The sequence below is a fragment of the Facklamia sp. P12945 genome (assembly GCF_050409485.1).
Taxonomy (GTDB): domain Bacteria; phylum Bacillota; class Bacilli; order Lactobacillales; family Aerococcaceae; genus Facklamia.
The window spans coordinates 1-19,515 of the sequence record NZ_JBNUPJ010000024.1; the positions used below are offsets into that span (position 1 = coordinate 1).

Consider the following 19,515-nt stretch of genomic DNA (forward strand, 5'->3'; position numbering starts at 1 on the left):
TAGTTTTATCCCGCAAATTTTTAAAATTTCAGGACATTTTCATTTACGGTTGACACTAGGCGATAAAATAAAAGAATTACGAAGAAAAAAAGAATACAGTCAGGAGGAATTGGCTGAAAAAATAAATGTTTCACGTTCAGCAGTAGCTAAGTGGGAAAGTAATAATGGCATACCGGATATTACAAATCTTAAAAAGCTTTCTGAACTTTTTGCAATGAGTGTGGATACATTAATAGACTATACAAACGAATTAGAAGATATTTCCCTTGATCAAAATAAACCAGAGCTTGATTCTTCTTATATAGGTGGTTTTTATGATATTGATTTAGTGGGTTGGAATGATGGTGTATTTAACGCTTATATTTTAAATGAAGATGAAAACTTTATTTTTTATTTGCTTAAAGACAAAACATTAAAACACACGGTCTAATAGGCAAGAAACATATAGTGGATATTAGCCAAACTTCAAAACAGTTTGAGCTAGAAAAGGAAGATCTCATTCAAAAGAGATTAGGAGATTTTTATAGAAAGCCCGTTTCAATTAAAGTCACCATGAAACGTAGTTTACTAGGTTTTGTTGATTTTAGAAATGAGGATTTTCTTAAAACCTCTATTGAGTCATCTGATCAAAAGAAGATCGTTCTAGAATTTGGAAGAGAAATATTGTTATCTGATATTTGTAAGATTGAAGAACGATTGAATCAAGAAGTACGTCGTAGAAAGAAAGTGGTACGAATCTTTCCAAATGTCGACTCAGCTAATCGATTAATTGGCTCTGTATTAATGCACATCCACGAAGAATGGATTACTTCTTCAAGGGCTTATATGAGGCTTTAATGGTGATGAACATTGTACTAAGTTATTTTACACAATATTATGGACTTGACTTTTGAAAAAAATTTATTAATTCCATTAAATCAAAAAAACCAAACGAATAAAGTTAAATTACTAAGAGAACGATGTTTTGATAGCTCTAACTTTTTAAGAGAAAACCTAAAAATTATTTTTTTCTTAAAGTAAGGTGAAATCTATACTCAACTGGGCTTAATAAATTATATATAATGTTAGTAATGTTCTTAGTTTAAAGAGTTTGGCTAATAGAGGGGTATGATTAATTTATTGTCTCGCAATACCATGAGTATCTCCTTTCTTATCTACCCTATACGAAAGAGGTGGAGATTGGTATAGTAGAGACATTAAATAGGAGAGGAGATGAAAGAGTGAAAAATAGAAAAATTGAACTCTTTTTCAATCATGGTTCTAGTTTAACAGTCATGATGGAACTCGAATCAAGATCTGATGATGAACGTGCTCTTCGAAAAATAATGAAACTTATTATTTCTAAACAACCAGATATTATAAAAGATATCAATGGTAATCAAATTGTTGTTGATTTTTCAAAAGTTAATTATGCAAGATTCGTAAAGTAAACCCATAGGTAAACAATATTGAAATTTGAAGGCCTCATAACGGGGGCCTTTTAATTATTTAAAGAATCAAAGATATATCCACATGAATTAAACACTATTTATCTAAAAAAATTGCATAGGACAATTTTTTAATATCTTATCACTCTATACAGAGGCTTTGAGCTGCAGCTATGCGATTGAAGAAAATAACAATGAGTCTGAAGTGTCTAAGTCAGAGGGTAAGTATACGTCTGAAGGATGGTCCTTCATATCATCCAAGAGAGAGTTAATTCGATACTTGCATAATCTTTAGAGAACTTACTTAGTTTAAGTAATCCATGTATAACAAAGAAAATCCGAAATAATAATGTCGAATAAAATAGTATATAAATTACGATTATTAGTAGAACATCGGATTGATTTCAAATAAAATTAATTCGAAAAATTAGAAAGTGGAAAGGGGAATCATACTTCGAAAGAATACGAGAGTAAGAATGAGTATCCCCTAAAAAATTCAATTCTTATTACAGAATTTACTATTTTAAAAGTTTGTTAATTAGAGTAAAAATTATCAAATTCATTATTTTTAATTTTTCCTTAGTAAGACTACATTGGACAAAGAGATTTATTGTTTAAATTCAACTTAATTGCTTTAAAAGATATTATCTAAATAGTAAATCAGTCAAGCTACTGACTCAGCTCTTGATTGAATTAAATTTATAAATAACATTCATAGTTGATCTTTCACAATAAGTTGCAATCCAAATAGTGGGCGTCGCTCAAATAATACTTAAACGAACCTTCTCTTATAACAGTATTGAAATGATGATTACTATTCTGTAAGTGATTAAAGATTAATTATTCTTTAATTAATCATTCATGCTTATAGTTAGCTTTCTCAATTTTTTTTCTGATATTTTAATAAAAATAATTAAAATTAATCCAGAAAAGATAAATATTGTATATATATTAAAGTTGTCGAATAATAGTCCATATATACCCGCCCCTAAAGGAATACTCGACTCTATCATGACATCTAGCAAACTAAATAAGCGCCCCTGAATTTTTTGAGGAACTGTTTTTTGAAAATATCCTAATAAGGGTATTTTTCCTATTGATATACTGAAACCAGCGATAGTAATAAGAATGAAGGATATAATTGATAATGCCCAAAAATGGTTTGAAAAAATAAGTATGGTAAATCCTAGTAGAATAACAGATAGAGCTAATAGGAACCACGATTTTATAATTGGGTTATAGAAGGGTTTTTTAAAATTTAATTTAGGATAAATGATAGCTCCCAGCATCATTCCAACTGGTAATGTTATTTGAAAGATACCGATAAATATTGTTTTACTCTCAAAGTAAGACAATATTAAGTAGGGTAGGCCTATTGAAAGTGATCCTAAAAGTAAATTGATGCTTAACATACTTAAACTTAGTATTAGAATAAGTTTATTTTTCCAAGCATACTTTAGTACGTAGTTTAAACTATAATCGCTATCACGATCATCATAGTTTTCTTCAATTAAGGAATCATGCAGCGGTAAATTAAGTATTAGTAATACGGCAAATAGCTCAAAAAATATTTCTAAAAATATGAAGCTATCTATTTTTAGGAAAATAAAGATAGAGGATGCAATAAACGGTGCTATTAAGGCACAGATCCCATTTATTGATTCAACAATTGAATTGAATTCATCTAACTCTTCTTCCTTATTTACAATATTGACAGCACTTGTCATTAAAGTAGTGGTAAAAATTGAATCACTCACTTGAAGGATTATTGAAAGAGCGATCACCCAATATAAATTAATTTTGTCGCTAAATCCTGTTCCGAAAATAAAAAGGATTAATCCTACTATACTCAGAAATTGAGCAACGATCATCATGTTTTTTTTAGGGAAGCGATCAATATATTTACCAGATATTAAAGATGTTAAAATACTAAATATAGCACTAACCATAACTACTATTCCAAAGTCAGTTGCGCTTTTATTTTGCTGCAGTATCTTTAAGGATAGTATAAAAGATAAAGTTCCACTACCTAATTGGGTTAGTGTGAGTAGTATCGTTAGTTTAAATCTATTTTTTTTCAATATAGTACCTTCCGATCATTTATTAATATATACATTATTAAAAACTAATTTTCATTAAATCTATAATACTTTCAATTGAAAAAACATTTTCTATCCAATCATTGCTAATGATTACCCCATTAACTATATCTTTAAAAATTTTTTCTCCATACTTAATGGATACAATGGATACAATTAAATCACTGATTATAAATTCTATTGGTAAATACAAACTGTAATTAGCTAAATAGTTATAAACAAAATATTCTCTATTTTTCATTTCTACATACTCTGGATCCAAATTATCCAAAGAATCAAATACTTGTTTATATATATCAGTTGTTAGAGGTTTTTTTGAATTAGTTTCACAATCTAATCTTTCTTTAAATATGGCTAAATCTAAAATGTATAGTAAATCCCTTTCAAATTTATATCTAATTACTTCTTGCAATTTATTTAATTCAGTTGGGAATTTATCAATATTTTTAATTTTTAAAATATTAATAAATATAGATTCTGCTAAAATTTCATTTTTAATTATAGAAAGTTCTTCATAAAAATAAGATGTTTTCATTTCATCATTAGAAAAAAAATGTCCAATTTCATGAAGTAGTCTTATAACTGATTCATATGTCCCGTCAAATGTAGAATAAACTAGAGTTTTCTTTGTGTTTGTTAAATAAATACATTTTCCAACACTACCATCAGCATAATTATCAACTATAATGTCATTATTTTTATACGCATTAAGAAATTTGTCACCCAAATCATTTCTAATAGAATTTAATAAGAGATAAATAAAATCGATAGCCTTGTTCTTGCTACCAAAGTAATAACTATCTTGTCTCCTGAAATCAAAAAAATCTTTTTCTTTAATATTATTTTTATTTACTCTCTTATTATTTAATACTTGTGATTTTAGTAAAAAATACTCATCTTTAGATATATTTTTTATTTCTTTCTTCAGTTTGATAAATATTTTTTCGGATATACCTTGTATAAGATAGAAATCATTAGAAATTTTACTATCTCTTGTGTTATACACTTGAAAAAACTTATCTTTATTTTCTGAGATAAAGTTATGAATATTATGCTGAATTTTTTTTATTGAATATACACTTACTAAATCAATATCACTAAGTAAATTGTCGGAAATAGAACAATCAGATAATTGATACATATGATTTGTTATTGATTGGAAAACATCCATTTTTTTCATAAAATTCTTTGATGTATTTGAAACATTTAAAGTGTTTGAAATATTCTTATTAATATCAAATTCAAATTTTTGAGTATATTGAATTAATTCAACAAATTTAAGAAATTGAATCACATCATATTTCTTATATCCAATATTTTCATTTAGTTTAATTTTTTTTAGAGACAATTCTATTTCATTTTGAGATATTAAGTCATTTATTTTTTTTTCTAATAGTTCTAAAAAATTTTGATACTCTGACTTTATATATCTTCCATAATCTGTTAAAACATTATTTTTTTTATCAAAGCACAAAAATTTATTATCATTATCGTTATATATAATTCTGTTTAATATTTGATTAGTAATTAATCCAGAAATAATCTGTGAATCTACAATTACCCCTTTATTTAAAGAAAAAACTTTTCTTTTTTCAGATTCATAAGAATTTTCTAAAAAATAATTTTTAACTTTATTGAATTCACTTGCTATGTCCCAAACAAATAATAAATTTTGATAATAACCTGTTGTTATATAATTAATATTCATATTTTTAGAAAAATCTATCAAGTCCAATTGAAGATTTGTGCTTTTTTCATCAAAGCAATCTATAATAATATCAAACTTTTCTTCCATAAATAAATTTGATAAATTTCTAATATTTTCTATTTTACAATTCATATATTTAATTTTGGCTGTTTGTGAAATTTTTTCAAGATGATTTTTTAAAACTACACCTTTTAATTTTCCTTTATCTAATCCAGTATAAACAATTTGGGAGTCTAGGGAATGGAGCGTTATTACGTCGTCATCAATTAATATAATATTCTTAAAACCCATTTTAACTAAAGAAACTGCAACATTAGTCCCAATAGTTCCGCATCCTATAATAAGTATTCTTTTTCGGTTTACAAGATGTTTGATATCTAAGGTACTTGAATATGTTTCATAAAAGAACTCATTCCGTTTAGTCAGATTTTTTTTATCATTTATAATGATATTAGATTTAATTAACTCTTTTAAATAGTTTTCTATTCTTTCATTAGGTATATTTTTAATTATTGGAAGATCATTTTTATCACGTGGAAATTCAAACCATTTTAATATTTGAATTATTATGTCATTATTTTGAGAGTTAATAGATTTTTCAAAACCATCAAAATATGTAATTTCTTTATCATCTGTAATAGTTAAGTTTATATATTTATTTGTGCAATACAAACTATTTCCCCCCTAAAAAATAGACTAAAGAATCTTTCTTTAGTCTATTTCAAAATCTATATTTCTAACATTTTTTATAACAGATGCACCATGATGGTGTACTAGAATTTTGTTCAATCTTTTCAATCAAAATTTGTTCTTTTTCTGAATCTAATTGAATTTGTTCTTTTGAATTACTTTCATTCATCACAATTCTCCTTCCTTTTTTTGATTGTATGCTTAACTTATAAAATAACATAACAAGAAACTAACAAAATAAGAAAACGCATACAATCTATACGTTCATAATAATGTTCCCAAAGTCATTTGTCAAGTTTTTATTTAATTTTTATTTATTATGTGATTTACTCACTTAATAATATAGAATTCGCTGTCTTTACGTATTAGAACATATAGTCAAACTTGCGAATACATCTGGTCTTAAGGTTGGTTATGTGATAGCTAAACAATAATATACACAACTATCTCCGCAGATTCTGAAAACTTGTTTAAATTCTCTTGATGAAAGGTGTATTCTTAAAAATATGGTCTGAATTAAATGCTATTATAATTTCTATTGGGATGTATTCTTTAATAAAGGTATTTAAAGAAGCTGAAAAGCTCCCCTATTACCACTGAGATATATTTTCATAATTTTTTTTCAGCTATTTATTAAAGAATTTAGCATTTACTAAAGGAGCTCCGCAAGGGTAAAGATATTAGAATCTTTAGTTTATCAATATTTGAACTATTAATTGACCATAACGCTTCCTGTATTTCTGTTTCTATAACTCTAATTTGATACTTTTATTTTAATTAACATTAATTATAACTCAAATTCATTAAAGACATATTTAAAAGGGTTTCTAATTGAAAATGATATCAAGGTTCGTGCTTTTAAGTGCATTAAATCTTTTAAAATTTTTAAAAGAAAAAAATGTCATTTTTCTTCCTACGATAGAATACTTCAAGAAATAAAACTACCTAGAACTTTACATGACTAATTACATTTTCACCTAAGATATCACTTGGATAAAAAATACTCATTTGACTTTCTATCAAGCCTATTAGATAATTAGTTAAATAAAAAAAGAGAAAGGAAATCACACAAATGAAATTCAACATTCATTCATGGCAGGCTTGGCATAGTTGAGTGGTCTAACTTCTGAAGTAAGAAGGCTAGGCTCACTTTATTTTTCATGTATAAATGGAGCCTATGCCAGTGTGATTTTTAATAGATAGTTGTTTAAAAGACACTGCATAGATCAATTTAAAATTGATGACGCAGTGTCTTTTTGTGTCTTTATATTGATATGAGCTCCATTTCCGCTGAAAAATAGGGTTAAAGGATTAGCTAGTAGCATTTCTAAACAAAGGAAACGAGGAGTGAAAAAATTGAAAGACAAAAAAATAATAGGAGAAAGAGATGGTTTTCAAAGTAGGCTAGGTTTTATTCTAGCATCAGTGGGTTCAGCGGTAGGGATGGGAAATATATGGTTATTCCCTTATCGTGTCGGTCAATTTGGAGGAGCGGCTTTTTTAATCCCCTATATTCTTTTTGTGATTGTCATTGGTTTTACGGGAGTAATTGGTGAGATCGCGTTGGGAAGAGCGATGAAAGCAGGTCCTCTGGCTGCCTTTAAGAAGGCAATGGCTAAAAGAGGCAAGCCGTATGGCGAATGGCTTGGCTTAATTCCCACCATCGGGTCTTTAGGGATCGCGATCGGCTACTCGGTTGTCATTGGCTGGATTTTAAGGTTCACCTTTGGGGCAATCTCAGGTTCGATGATTCAAGCGGCAGATAGTTCAGCTTATTTTGAAAAGATTGCTGGGAATTTTGGAAGTATTGGCTGGCATCTAGCTGCACTCATCCTAACTTTTGGGATTATGCGAGTGGGCATTTCAAAGGGGATTGAAAGAATAAATAAAGTGCTCATGCCCGGATTTTTTATAATGTTCCTGCTTTTAAGTATTCGCGTGATCTTCTTACCGGGAGCAAGTCTAGGGTATGCCTATTTGTTTCAACCTGAATGGGAAGCGCTAAAAAAACCACAAACATGGGTCTATGCATTAGGCCAAGCTTTCTTCTCCTTGTCCTTAGCTGGTTCGGGAACATTGGTGTATGGGAGTTATTTAAGTGAAAAGGAAGATGTGGTTACTTCTGCGACCTATATTGCAGTAAGTGATTTAATAGCAGCTATATTGGCTGCTCTCGTTGTTATTCCATCTGTGTTTGCTTTTAATATGGACCCAACCGCGGGCCCTCCTTTGATCTTTATCACCATGCCAGCGATTTTTAAACAAATGCCAGCCGGTAACTTATTTGCCATTCTTTTCTTTATTGCAGTACTGTTTGCAGGGATTAGCTCCTTGATCAATTTATTTGAAGCTCCAATCGAAGCGCTTCAAGAAAAGTTCCATTTTTCAAGAGCAAAAGCGGTAGGAATCGTAGCGAGTATAGCGATAGCCATCGGAATATTTGTTGAAAATGGCGCTATTTTAGAAAGTTGGATGGATATTGTGAGTATCTATGTGATTCCATTAGGCGCTTTGTTGGCTGGAATTATGTTTTATTGGGTATGTGGACCGGACTTTGCTAGAAAGCAAGTACAATTGGGCTACAATAAGACTCTGGGGCCATGGTTTGAGCCAATGGGCAGATATGTCTTTGTAGGGTTGACGATTTTGGTATATATTATGGGAATATTTTATGGTGGGATCGGTTAAATCGTTTAGTGCATTCAGATGGTTGCTAATATGAATAATCCTATAATTTAAAAAAAGACATAGAAGCATTAAATTTAAGCTAAACGACTATCCTTAGTCTAAGATTATTAATGTTGAGCTAACAGATTTGAGTCAATCTCTTAGTCATTTTAAGTTCAAACAAATAATCACTGTCAAAGTTTTGGGTAGCATTAAATTGTTTTGTATAAAGAAATATCAATGGATTATTTGGTATTTTGTTGAAGTAGAATAGGTGAAATAATTGCAGAATAATCAAATAGTGTTCTATTTATGAGCTGATGGCTAGGAGTCTTGTTATAATGATGATAATAGCCAATAATTAGGAGAGTGACCAGTTTTCAAGCATTTTATTTTAAAATTAAACGATTGGTTGGTGGGCTGTTAGAGTGAATATTGAATAAGATTGCTCTAATAAAGTAAAGAAGTTAAAAAATGTGAATTTGTGAAGGAGTTGGAAATGGAAAAAGTTAGAAAAATGCTGGTATATTTGATCGTAATAGCTTTTGCCTTTTATCTATTGCCATTTTTCATTAAAAATACAGGAAGTGGGATGTTGGTTTTACTATTGGCTGTCCCAATGACATGTTTTATATCATCGCTAATCTATGGAATGAAGCACTCATTTAACTGGATTTTTCCAATGCTTGTTGTCTTGCTATTTATTCCTACCCTATTTATTTTTTATAATGAGAGTGCAAGTATTTATTCTTTAATCTATGGCGTTATTTCAGTGCTTGGAAGTTTTTTGGGAAGTTTACTTTATAAGAAAAAGAAGGTTTAAAAGGAAATTCCAGTCTGTAGTTGTTAACATCCTTTTAAATCAAGCGAAAATAAATAGCTAGAATTATTAGAGTTGCTAGAAGATTTTTTCTATCAGTCTCGTATCATAATTATGACAATGACAAAAGTGACGATGAATAATAGTTTTTATAAATACTGTTGGAGAAACAAAAGGGGTCTAATTATGTAGACATTTGATGTCTGATCGTTTAGAAATGGTATTTACTCACTTTGTGTCGTTTATTTTAATTGTCAAAGCAGATATTATATCATTAAGAGGAGGAAAATATATGGACCAAAAAAAGATAGGCTGTTTTCTAAAGAAATTGAGAAATGAAAAACAACTTACTCAAGAACAGCTTGCTAATAGATTGTATGTATCCCAGAGAACTATTTCTCGATGGGAGACAGGCAGCAACATTCCGGATATTAGCATGTTACTATTCTTAGCTGATTTCTATGATGTAGATCTCAGAGAGATTATTGATGGAGAAAGGAAAAATGAGAATATGAATGAAGAAACAAAAGAAACTCTATTGAAAGTAGTTGAATATACTGAAAAGGAAAAAGATGCTAAAAAGAATAAGTTGAATAGAAACTTTATTATTGGAGGAGTATGTCTTTTATTAGTTATCCTTAATCACCAATTTGGAGTATTGTCAATAATTTTTAATCATCCTATAGATGATTTTGTAGCAGGGGTAATGACAAGTATAGGGATATTTTTTGAGATTGCGGGCCTTTATGATAATAATCATGAGATTAGCTTAAGACGAAAAAAACATGAATTATTCGTGAACCATATGAAGAAATAAAATTATGTTAAATATTTAAATTAAAATTCTTTAGAATAATTAATTCAGTTTAAAGTAATAACAATCTGCTTGATAAATGGTAGAGTTGTATATAGATGTATTGATGTTTCTGAACGATTTTACAAGCGGGTCTCGTGTTATAATTATGATAACTGCAAATAGTAACGATAGTGACTGGGTTTCAAGCCCTATACTAGAGAAACAATGAAAGATTAGTATATAATTATAGCTAGCAATAAGATAATTAAAAATTCTAGATGATTTATTTTACAAATCTAGTTAAAAACAATAGAGTATCAGAGGAGGAAGATATGAGAAGACAAGTATTAGTCGCATAGTATTGACTGTTAAATATTATGCGACCCTAAATAATAGTCAATGCTTTCAATAAAAGGGTTATGGAGGCATTATGGACTACACAAAAGCAGATGAAGTTTTTCCTAAAGAGCTCTTTCTTAAAATACAAGAATATGCTGAAGGAAAATTAATTTATATTCCTAAAAAGAAAGAATCAAGAGCACAATGGGGAAGTAAAAATAAAACAAGAAAAAAGATAGATCGTAGAAATTATAATATTTATCTTGACTATAAAAATGGAGAAAATGTAGATGCACTGGCAGAAAAGTACTACTTGTCAGCTAAAAGTATTTGGAGAATAATTCGTCAAGAAAGAAGCAAATGATTTTAGGCCACTAGATTCTAGTGGCTTAATTTTTTTTAAAATGAATCTCGAGATTGTTTGAAAAGGTTTTAAATCATAAACTTTATATAGTGAAATACGTGTTATTTAAGATAAGCTAGAGAAGCGATCAAGAATTTTTAAGGAGATAATATGAACCCAGAATTCCACTCATTGATAATAAGATTAAAACCTAAAAATTTTATAAACATACTCATACTGTCAGTAGTTATGGCTTTATTATCTTTGGCACCTATCAAGTTAGTAGAACATATGATTGATTCAATTAATACTGACTTAAAACAGGTTATTTTATCTGGCGTTATCTTGCTAGTAGTCTTTTTTTTATCAGCAATTATTGAAGCTTATAAGAATGTTTATGCGGAAGGATTAAGCTTAAATTTTAGTAATCAACTTCGAAAAGACATCTTAAAACGATTTTTGAATTTAAGCTTCCAACAGCAAAAGACTTACAGAACAGAAACACAAAGTGCTTCAATTTTAGAAGATGTAAAAATTGTATCCGATTCATCTATAAAACCACTTAGTGATTTGATAGGATCAATTAGTTCATTTGTTATAAGTGTTATTTTAGTATTTTCAATTAGCCCGTATATTATGTTAGTCTTACTGTTAGTGGGACTTATTTCTATATACGTAAATAATTGGTTTATGAAGAGATATGAACAGCTAATAGATGAATCAAGGATATCATCTGATCGAATCTGGAAATTATTTAATGATATAAATTTATATTTTGAAGAAATTCTAACTAATAATAGAGTGCAAAGATTTGAAAAACTTACAGAAGAAGAAAGTGATTTATTCAAGAAACATCATTTTGAAGAAACTCGATTTACACAAAAAATTTATGTTGTTGATACGATAATTTTTATGAGTACAATAGGGATACTTTATATTATTACTTCTATTTTAGTTTATTTTAACCAAATGACTATAGGTGGTATGGTAGCAATTATGATGTATAACTCAATATTAATTGATCCTCTAATTGATTTTTCAAAAGCAATTAAAGAATGGAGGCGTGTTATAGTCTCTCTAAAGAGGTTGGATAAAATTCCAAAGAACGAAGTTTACTCTAATAGAAAAGAACTTACATTTAAAAATAAAATTACTTTTCAAAAGGTATCCTTTTTAGATAATGAGAAGAAAATACTTGATAATATCAGTTTTGAAATTAAGAGAGGGGATAAAGTAGCTATTATAGGTAAGAGTGGATCAGGAAAGTCTACTATTTTAAGAATGATATTAGGTTTGATTCAACCTACCAAAGGAGAGGTTCTTTTTGATGGTAATTCTGTGACCAATGAATTGGATGTTACAAATAATTTTTCCGTATTAACTCAAGAGTGTATAATAGTACCGGATTCATTACTAGCAAATTTAGAGTTGTATGTTGACAAAGTAGAGACTGATGACCTTGGTCGATTAATAAATCAATTAGAATTGAATAAGGTCTTATCAATAGAAAATCTGGAAGACCCAGTTACTTTTAGTTCGGGAGGAGAAAATAAAAGAATTGGCTTGCTTAGAACCTTTTTGAGAAAAGCACCAATATATATATTTGATGAACTCAGTAATTCTTTAGATGATGAGAATTTAGAAAAAACCCTACATTATATAAAAAACAATCTATCAGATAAAACAATAATCATGGTAGATCATCGTTTCAAAGATAAAACATTTTTTGATAAGATAATTTACCTAGAAGATGGACAAATAATATAGTGGAAATAAAGAATTTATAATGACCAATAAATCACCAGCTCAATCCTGTTATTAGCCATACAAAGGTTGATACTTAGTTGTGACTGTTTGTCTCGTTCTGGCTCTTTACTGTTAACTGTTGCTAAGCATTTAGATGCGCATCAACAGAAAAATTTAGCTTACTATGAGCAAAAAAAGAACACCACTAGTTATAACTTGACCCGTATGAATTTACTCTTACAAGGAATTCATCCAGAAAAGATACTATTAAAAATGGAGATACATTGGCTGAAGAGTGGCCCGAGGACCCCGAACGACTCAATGAAGGAGTTCAGTTTGATGCTGTTGTTATGAATCCACCCTATTCTGTAAAGGGGTGGAATCGTTTTACTTACCAGTGAGTGACCCACGGTTTGAAGTCGCCCGCAAGTAAAGGAGACTTTGTCTTCTTACTCCAAAGAGTCTTTCATTGGGACAAGAAGAAAGGATGGTCATTGTCTTGTCCACGGTGTCTTATTCCATATAGGAACAAAAGGTGAAATCTGTCAGCGCTTAGTTGAGAAAAATTATATCGATACGGTGATTAGTTTATCAGCCAGTTTATTCACGAACACGGGTATTCCTGTCATGGTCATCTTTTAAAATTAAAATGGTACACTCGATGAGCAGTAGATGATAATTCATTAATCCAATCATTTTTGGATTGGCAAACAGAACGAAGATAAAATGATAAATTGGTATTTTTTTAAATTTAATTTATAACTCATTTGAATAAGAAGAGCGAACTAACTATAATTAAAAGGAATACTAACTATAAAAACATGTAAACATATTTAATTCATACAAAATTGGCTTTCTTTAATGTAAGATGATGGAGTGAACCATAATGACGAAAATATCTAAACCAGTTATAAATGAAATAGAATATACAGCTGATGGACTAAAAAGATTTGCAGAAAATTCAGTAAATTTCAATAAAGATATAAGAAAATATTTATTAGATTACCCGACAGTTTATATCATTAATAATAAAGTAAAAAATGATATATATAGTGTATATATTGGAGAGACTTCTAATATCATAGTTAGAACAAATCAACACTTAATTAGTAACGAAATCAATAAAGAACTGGCTGAATTAGAAAATATTAACTCGGCTTCAATGTTTGTGGTCGGACATGAATATTTTAATAAATCTTTAACTTTAGATATAGAAAACAAATTAATGCATTATTTATCCTCGATTGATGAAGTAGATAAAATATATAACAGACGGACTAATCAACAAAATAAATACTATACCTCAGAGTACTTTGAAGACATTTTTTCAGAAGTTTGGAAAGAATTAAGAAATAAAAATAAAACACTTTTTCCATTAAAAAGTATAATTGAAGATTCTGCACTATTTAAGGCCTCTCCTTTTCATAAATTAACGTATGAACAAATTTCTGCTAAAAATAGAATTTATTCTAGGGTAGTTAAATCTTTAGAAGACGATAAAATTGGAGAATTAATTCTAGTATCTGGAGAAGCTGGATCGGGCAAGACTGTCTTAATGAGTAATTTGTTTTATGATTTGAAAAAGGAATTAGCTAAAAAAATCCAAAGCAAAGAAGAAGTTGAAGTCTATATGCTCGTTAATCATGATGCTTTAATCAATGTGTACAAACAAATTGCCAAAAAATTAGATTTAACATCAAATGAAAGCTTAGAAACAGTTTTAAAACCAACGCGTTTCATCAATAATATTCAAATTAATGAACCTGCTGATGTTGTGATAGTAGACGAAGCTCACTTGCTGTGGACTCAAGGCAAACAAGCTTACAGAGGTAAGAATCAATTACATGATTTATTGAAAAGAGCAAGAGTGGTTATAGCAGTATTTGATGCGAATCAAATCTTAACAACTGAACAGTTTTGGGAAAAAGATGAATTTGAAAAAATTAAATCAATGTCTAAGAAAAATGATAATTACATTTTTTTAACAAATCAAATGAGAATCGATGCAGAAGAACAAACGGTAGATTGGATTAGAAATCTAGTTGATAATCAAATAGTATTAAATATTCCTAATGATGATAAAGGTTATGAAATTAAAATTTTTGAAGATGCTGAAAAAATGCATGCTGCGATTAAAGAAAAATCAAAAGATCAGGAAAAAGGCATTTCAAGAATAGTTGCAACATTTGACTGGGAATATGTCGATAAACGTAAACCTGAGAATGAAGAATATTGGATGGTAAAAGACAAGAACTTTGAAATTCCGTGGAATTATCAGTTAAAACCAACTAATAAAAGTATAAAGTATAAAGATGTTTCTTGGGCTGAACAACCTCACACTATAAATGAGGCGGGCTCAACATACACAGTTCAAGGATTTGATTTGAACTATGTTGGCGTGATCATTGGTCCTTCAGTAAAATATAGAGATGGAAAGATAATTTTTGATAGGGAAGCGAGTCAAAATAGAAAAGCTAAACAGCAAAGAACATTAAAGGATGGAAGTAAAGAGTACTTAGCAGATTTTTTATTGAAAAATGAGTTAAATGTATTAATAACAAGAGGAATACATGGGCTATATTTATATGCTGTAGATGACCAATTACAAGAGGTATTATTAAAGGCTCAACAAGGAGAGTTAGAAAATGGATAAACTAAAAAAAGAAGTTGATGATTTTAGAGATAAAAGGGATTGGCGACAATTTCATAACGAAAAAGATTTAGCCATATCTATCTCTATTGAAGCTTCGGAGTTGCTTGAATTATTTCAATGGAATACTAGTGAGGAAACAATAAAAAAGAATTTCGATGCTGTAAAAGACGAATTAGCTGATGTATTAATTTATTCGATTATGTTAGCCTCTAATTTAGATTTAGATATGAAAGAAATTATAATTAATAAGTTAAAGAAAAACGACGAAAAATATCCCGTGTCTAAAAGTAAAGGAACTAAGAAAAAATATACAGATATTGATATTGAGTAAACTTTTTAATATTTTTAATAATTGTTAAAGATGATTTCTTTAGAATTAGATAAAAGTTTCATATAAATTTCAGGTTTTTAAATTGCTACAAAATTTAGTCATCTTTCAACCAAAATGAATAAAAACTAGGTTATGGGTTTATCATTCTATGGGATATAAAAATAGGCTACTTATTCTACAAGTAAAATTTATTCCATTATTTTAATAAAAATAGTCCATAGAAGTTAAGCAATTTAAAATTTTTCTTGGGTAAATTTTTTAGCCAGCAGACTATGTACTGAACCCCTAAATCCGGACCGGATTTAGGGGTTCTTTTTATGTCTAAATATTCAAAAGGATTTAAAATCAACATAGTGAATGAATATCTTGATGGAACGACCGGTGGTCGTGATTTAATTGCAGAAAAGTATGGAATTCCATCTTCTACAGTTAGAAATTGGATAGAGATGTATGAAAACCATGGGTTCGAAGGATTTAATAAAAAGCTCAATAAAATAGAATATAGTGGCGAATTTAAGTTGTCTGTCATAAAATATAGGCAAATACATGAATGTTGCTATCGAGAAGCTGCTGAAAAATTCGATTTGCCTAACGGATCGCTGGTAGGTAATTGGAATCGAATTTATCAAAAAGAAGGTTTCTCAGGTTTGAACAAACAAAGTGGATTCGGAAATTAGATATTCTTTTCCAATCATAATATCTATTTCATCTTGAAATATTTTTAGAATATTATTAGGGGTTATTTTAGATAATATTCCTCTATAAAAGTGGATTACTTCAAACGAATACAATGATTGAAGAATTATTATTCTATAAAATTGAATATCAGTAATGAAAATATTTTGTTCATCATCTAATGAGATAAAGTCTTCGTGAACTAATTTAAGGATTTGAGAATGATAGTATTCTGGATATTCTGTTAGATTGACAGAATGTTTAATAATCAAGTTAAGGAAACTATCTTCATGTTTTTCTTTAGATAGGTAAATAATATGACTTTGACTAGAGAATAAAGCGTGAACAATGCTTTGGATTTTTTTATTTTAGGATTTAGATAAATATACTTTTTATTTAATAAACTAGGTATTGACTCAATACGAGGAGAAGTTTCAAAAGCCAATAATTTCGGATTGATCTCAAAATCTTCTACAAACAACTTCCATTGTTTTCTTAAGGTCTCTTCGTTAGATAAATTAATTTTGGTTTTTATGTTGAAGGGTTCTTGGTTTGAAGCAAATTTGAATGGAACAAACTTTATATTATATTCGTTTAAACAGCATTCAAATAGAAAACCTGAAAAATGTTTTCGAAATTATTTTGAGGTGTTTTGTTTAGGGTGCTATGAATAAATTTCAGTAAAGTCAAAAGGATAGTTTGTTTAAAATGAAAGTACATATACGTAGGATAATTTCTTGAACTTTTAATTCCTGAAATACTTTCCAATACAGAAGATTCAATGTTGGAAAAGCTACAGAATCGATAAATCATATTGTTACTCATAATGTCATCTAAATAAAGAGTAAAATTTAATACAGATTAAAGATCATTATTATCAATCAACCAATCTTTATCTATAAAAATTCGTTTAGTAAATGTATTATTTGTCCAATTTTCTGGAAGATCTTTTAGTTTTTTAGAAGAGTGGATGAGAAGTTCTAATTTTAAGCCACCATTTGAGAAGAGATGAGCTTTTTGATTTGAACTCTTTTCTTTTGCCTTTAACTTTAATTTAGCATCAATTTCAAACTCTTTAAGTTCACTGATGCCATCGGAAATGAGATCTACATAATTCAGATTACTATCCTCACTATCTATATATTGGGTACATAAAAAATACAATTCTTTTGATGTGCAATTGAGGGGGATATGATATGACTGCTTTGTATCTGTATATTTATTAATTAATAGCTGGATATGCACCGGATTGGATAAGAATAGTCGCTTGGTAAGGTTTGGATAGTAATTGTTATAGTAGTTAGTTTCTAATAAGAGATATAACGGAACATGGTTATTTATAATCGATTTTTCAAAATCTAACTCATTAATTAACTTATGAAATTGTTTTTTTCAAATAATTCAAAATAATCAGAGTGATAGAAAATATTTGAATTTTTATCATCGTCACTGAATAATTTTTTAATATCATTTGCAATATTATTCGAAGTCATAGTAGTTATGTATTTATCGATAGGTTTGAAAAGTTTCGGTTTACAATCATTTACAGTGAGCTTTAATTGGGCGTTAATTGTTTTATCTAAAAGATACTTGGTGATATTAACTGCTTCTAATATGTCAATGATTGAAGGTTATATAGTGGTCAGTAGAGCGTTAATTCGATCTTCTAAATTATTTGCATAATAATAAGTTGCATAATCACTTGATCCTCAATATTTTATTCTATCCATTTGAATCCTCCTAATTTATTTAATTATATAATAATATCATTTCAGTTAAAATCAATATTATATATATCATTGTCCATAAATCGGAACAGCGGTATTTTTGTTTATTGAAGGGTAGGACAAATTTGGGTCATCCTAGAGAAGTAACGGACAAAATTGTCTTTCACTGTATTTTAGATAGCTATTGCTCAAAAATGGACGACAGCTTTAATGATAACAATTAATAACAAGTGTGAAGTGTTTTGCTCTTGTTAATGTAAATAATTAAAAGAGGAGGAACGATTTGGTTTTCCTTACATCTAAGTTGGTAAAAGAAGAAAGTTTCCATTGAAATAAGTTGAAGAGTGGATTAGTGAAAATACAAAATACTATTAAAAAAGCTGGGCGACTTTGAGCCATTCTTCGGCTTATTTATTGGAGAAAGTTATGACGAATATAGAGAAAATAAAGATGCTTGAAAATGTAGTAGGCAAGTTAACTAATCAGAATCAACAATTACCTAATCAAACGTGGACAGTTATTGGATTAATAGTTACTGTTGTATTTGGAGTATCTGCATTTTTGATTTTGAACAAAGCTAAATTAAAAAATTATTAATGCAGAGCACAATAGAAAACTTGAAAATTTAGAGAAAGAACTTTCTGAAAATATAAGTAAATTGGAAAAAGAAACTAGAGTGTTATTAGAAACAGTTAATCAAGAGTTAGTAAGTTGTTTAGAAATTGAAAAGTTATATAAAATATTAGTGAATCAATTTTTTCTTTTATAGAAAACAGAAATATAAAGTCATGACGTAGCATAATATTCATTTCAGATAGACTCAGAGATTTTTTGTTTAAATCATCTGATTATGAAAAATTGGTACATAAAAATGTAATAATTCAAGGTCAAGTTAACAATATTATTTATGAAATCCCACAATACATAGGTTTTATTAGTGAGGAATTGTTTGAGTATTTTAATAATAATGAGAGCAATACTCAATTTATTAACATTTTGAATTTAATAAGTGATAAGTTAAAGGAGTTATTAAGTAGTATTTCGGTTTATATGGATTGATATGAAAATTTAATGGAAGACTAAAAAGCAAGACTGAGCATGTCTTTTTTGGAGAAAACTAAAGACGAAATTATTATAAATAGAAAAATTTTTATAAATTGCAAATAGAACTTAGCCACCTAGAACATCTTAGTTCTCGCTCCCAAGATGAGTAAGGGTGAGCGAAGTAAACCTCAGTTACAGAGGAGACGGCTTTTGTGAGTGAACTGAACTCTAAACCGTTATCACTTGTAAGAGTCTTAAAGAGTCGCTCAGCTTTATCTCCTAGGGAGTTCATGAGTTGAGTGATCGCTTGATGAACGGCCTGACTTGTCTGATTCTTAATCAAAATCAGCCACTCAAAGCGTGAGTGACGTTCAACCAACGTCAATAAGGCAGGTTCCTCTTCACCATGCGGACCTACCACAGTATCGATTTCCCAGTGTCCCCATTCCT

Annotated in this window: 18 protein-coding genes and 2 pseudogenes; 15 read left to right on the forward strand and 5 right to left on the reverse strand. The window is 28.9% G+C overall.

Annotated elements, in window-relative coordinates; genetic code table 11:
* From ACQV2X_RS07645 to ACQV2X_RS07655, 3 genes and pseudogenes are all read left to right on the forward strand, one after another.
* A partial coding sequence (locus tag ACQV2X_RS07645) for a helix-turn-helix domain-containing protein (protein WP_428894391.1) occupies positions 1 to 430 on the forward strand: 430 nt, incomplete at its 5' end.
* Positions 431 to 690: 260 nt separating this feature from the next.
* A pseudogene (locus ACQV2X_RS07650) lies at positions 691 to 837 on the forward strand (transposase); the annotation flags it as partial.
* Positions 838 to 1,220: 383 nt separating this feature from the next.
* Positions 1,221 to 1,430: a hypothetical protein gene (locus tag ACQV2X_RS07655; protein ID WP_428874235.1), complete on the forward strand. Its 210-nt coding sequence runs from the start codon at positions 1,221 to 1,223 to the stop codon at positions 1,428 to 1,430.
* An 848-nt stretch (positions 1,431 to 2,278) separates the two neighbouring features.
* On the opposite strand, the gene ACQV2X_RS07660 is transcribed toward ACQV2X_RS07655, so the two are convergent.
* From ACQV2X_RS07660 to ACQV2X_RS07670, 3 genes are all read right to left on the reverse strand, one after another.
* On the reverse strand, positions 2,279 to 3,508 hold the full coding sequence (locus ACQV2X_RS07660; protein ID WP_428874234.1) for an MFS transporter: 1,230 nt from the start codon (positions 3,506 to 3,508) through the stop codon (positions 2,279 to 2,281).
* A gap of 37 nt (positions 3,509 to 3,545) precedes the next feature.
* A complete protein-coding gene (locus ACQV2X_RS07665) occupies positions 3,546 to 5,906 on the reverse strand; it encodes a ThiF family adenylyltransferase (RefSeq protein ID WP_428874233.1) in 2,361 nt (786 codons plus the stop codon).
* A gap of 64 nt (positions 5,907 to 5,970) precedes the next feature.
* The gene (locus tag ACQV2X_RS07670) at positions 5,971 to 6,093 is read right to left on the reverse strand and encodes a hypothetical protein (RefSeq protein WP_428874231.1); all 123 of its coding nucleotides are present in this window, start codon (positions 6,091 to 6,093) and stop codon (positions 5,971 to 5,973) included.
* A 1,187-nt stretch (positions 6,094 to 7,280) separates the two neighbouring features.
* Here ACQV2X_RS07670 and ACQV2X_RS07675 point away from each other — a divergent pair.
* The 11 genes and pseudogenes from ACQV2X_RS07675 (at position 7,281) to ACQV2X_RS07725 (ending at position 16,296) form a co-directional block, all read left to right on the forward strand.
* Complete coding sequence (locus ACQV2X_RS07675; protein WP_428882488.1) at positions 7,281 to 8,612, forward strand: sodium-dependent transporter; 1,332 nt, start codon at positions 7,281 to 7,283, stop codon at positions 8,610 to 8,612.
* A 478-nt stretch (positions 8,613 to 9,090) separates the two neighbouring features.
* The gene (locus tag ACQV2X_RS07680) at positions 9,091 to 9,414 is read left to right on the forward strand and encodes a hypothetical protein (RefSeq protein ID WP_428874579.1); all 324 of its coding nucleotides are present in this window, start codon (positions 9,091 to 9,093) and stop codon (positions 9,412 to 9,414) included.
* Between the two features lie 289 nt (positions 9,415 to 9,703).
* The gene (locus ACQV2X_RS07685) at positions 9,704 to 10,228 is read left to right on the forward strand and encodes a helix-turn-helix domain-containing protein (RefSeq protein ID WP_428874578.1); all 525 of its coding nucleotides are present in this window, start codon (positions 9,704 to 9,706) and stop codon (positions 10,226 to 10,228) included.
* 409 nt (positions 10,229 to 10,637) lie between these two features.
* On the forward strand, positions 10,638 to 10,910 hold the full coding sequence (locus ACQV2X_RS07690; protein ID WP_428874577.1) for a CD3324 family protein: 273 nt from the start codon (positions 10,638 to 10,640) through the stop codon (positions 10,908 to 10,910).
* Positions 10,911 to 11,060: 150 nt separating this feature from the next.
* Positions 11,061 to 12,656: an ATP-binding cassette domain-containing protein gene (locus ACQV2X_RS07695; RefSeq protein WP_428893356.1), complete on the forward strand. Its 1,596-nt coding sequence runs from the start codon at positions 11,061 to 11,063 to the stop codon at positions 12,654 to 12,656.
* An 87-nt stretch (positions 12,657 to 12,743) separates the two neighbouring features.
* Positions 12,744 to 12,869, forward strand: a pseudogene (locus ACQV2X_RS07700) (N-6 DNA methylase); the annotation flags it as partial.
* 50 nt (positions 12,870 to 12,919) lie between these two features.
* Positions 12,920 to 13,036: a hypothetical protein gene (locus ACQV2X_RS07705; protein WP_428874563.1), complete on the forward strand. Its 117-nt coding sequence runs from the start codon at positions 12,920 to 12,922 to the stop codon at positions 13,034 to 13,036.
* A 40-nt stretch (positions 13,037 to 13,076) separates the two neighbouring features.
* Entirely contained in the window at positions 13,077 to 13,277 is a 201-nt protein-coding gene (locus ACQV2X_RS07710; RefSeq protein WP_428874564.1) for an N-6 DNA methylase, read from the forward strand.
* A 244-nt stretch (positions 13,278 to 13,521) separates the two neighbouring features.
* On the forward strand, positions 13,522 to 15,288 hold the full coding sequence (locus tag ACQV2X_RS07715; RefSeq protein ID WP_428894392.1) for a DUF2075 domain-containing protein: 1,767 nt from the start codon (positions 13,522 to 13,524) through the stop codon (positions 15,286 to 15,288).
* On the forward strand, positions 15,281 to 15,619 hold the full coding sequence (locus ACQV2X_RS07720; protein WP_428893354.1) for a nucleotide pyrophosphohydrolase: 339 nt from the start codon (positions 15,281 to 15,283) through the stop codon (positions 15,617 to 15,619). Before ACQV2X_RS07715 ends, ACQV2X_RS07720 begins: the two co-directional genes overlap by 8 nt.
* Before the next feature lie 317 nt (positions 15,620 to 15,936).
* Entirely contained in the window at positions 15,937 to 16,296 is a 360-nt protein-coding gene (locus ACQV2X_RS07725; RefSeq protein WP_428893353.1) for a helix-turn-helix domain-containing protein, read from the forward strand.
* 859 nt (positions 16,297 to 17,155) lie between these two features.
* Here ACQV2X_RS07725 and ACQV2X_RS07730 read toward each other — a convergent pair.
* A complete protein-coding gene (locus ACQV2X_RS07730) occupies positions 17,156 to 17,458 on the reverse strand; it encodes a hypothetical protein (RefSeq protein ID WP_428894393.1) in 303 nt (100 codons plus the stop codon).
* A 989-nt stretch (positions 17,459 to 18,447) separates the two neighbouring features.
* Between ACQV2X_RS07730 and ACQV2X_RS07735 the strand changes: the two genes are divergently transcribed.
* On the forward strand, positions 18,448 to 18,618 hold the full coding sequence (locus ACQV2X_RS07735; protein WP_428893351.1) for a hypothetical protein: 171 nt from the start codon (positions 18,448 to 18,450) through the stop codon (positions 18,616 to 18,618).
* A gap of 553 nt (positions 18,619 to 19,171) precedes the next feature.
* Here ACQV2X_RS07735 and ACQV2X_RS07740 read toward each other — a convergent pair.
* The coding region (locus tag ACQV2X_RS07740; RefSeq protein ID WP_428894394.1) for an IS30 family transposase at positions 19,172 to 19,515 on the reverse strand (344 nt) is incomplete at its 5' end.

Coding starts and splice junctions, on each gene's coding strand:
- ACQV2X_RS07670 (WP_428874231.1), bottom strand. CDS start 6,093: ATGAATGAAAGTAATTCAAAAGAACAAATTCAATTAGATTCAGAAAAA.
- ACQV2X_RS07680 (WP_428874579.1), top strand. CDS start 9,091: ATGGAAAAAGTTAGAAAAATGCTGGTATATTTGATCGTAATAGCTTTT.
- ACQV2X_RS07685 (WP_428874578.1), top strand. CDS start 9,704: ATGGACCAAAAAAAGATAGGCTGTTTTCTAAAGAAATTGAGAAATGAA.
- ACQV2X_RS07690 (WP_428874577.1), top strand. CDS start 10,638: ATGGACTACACAAAAGCAGATGAAGTTTTTCCTAAAGAGCTCTTTCTT.
- ACQV2X_RS07695 (WP_428893356.1), top strand. CDS start 11,061: ATGAACCCAGAATTCCACTCATTGATAATAAGATTAAAACCTAAAAAT.
- ACQV2X_RS07715 (WP_428894392.1), top strand. CDS start 13,522: ATGACGAAAATATCTAAACCAGTTATAAATGAAATAGAATATACAGCT.
- ACQV2X_RS07720 (WP_428893354.1), top strand. CDS start 15,281: ATGGATAAACTAAAAAAAGAAGTTGATGATTTTAGAGATAAAAGGGAT.
- ACQV2X_RS07725 (WP_428893353.1), top strand. CDS start 15,937: ATGTCTAAATATTCAAAAGGATTTAAAATCAACATAGTGAATGAATAT.
- ACQV2X_RS07735 (WP_428893351.1), top strand. CDS start 18,448: ATGACGAATATAGAGAAAATAAAGATGCTTGAAAATGTAGTAGGCAAG.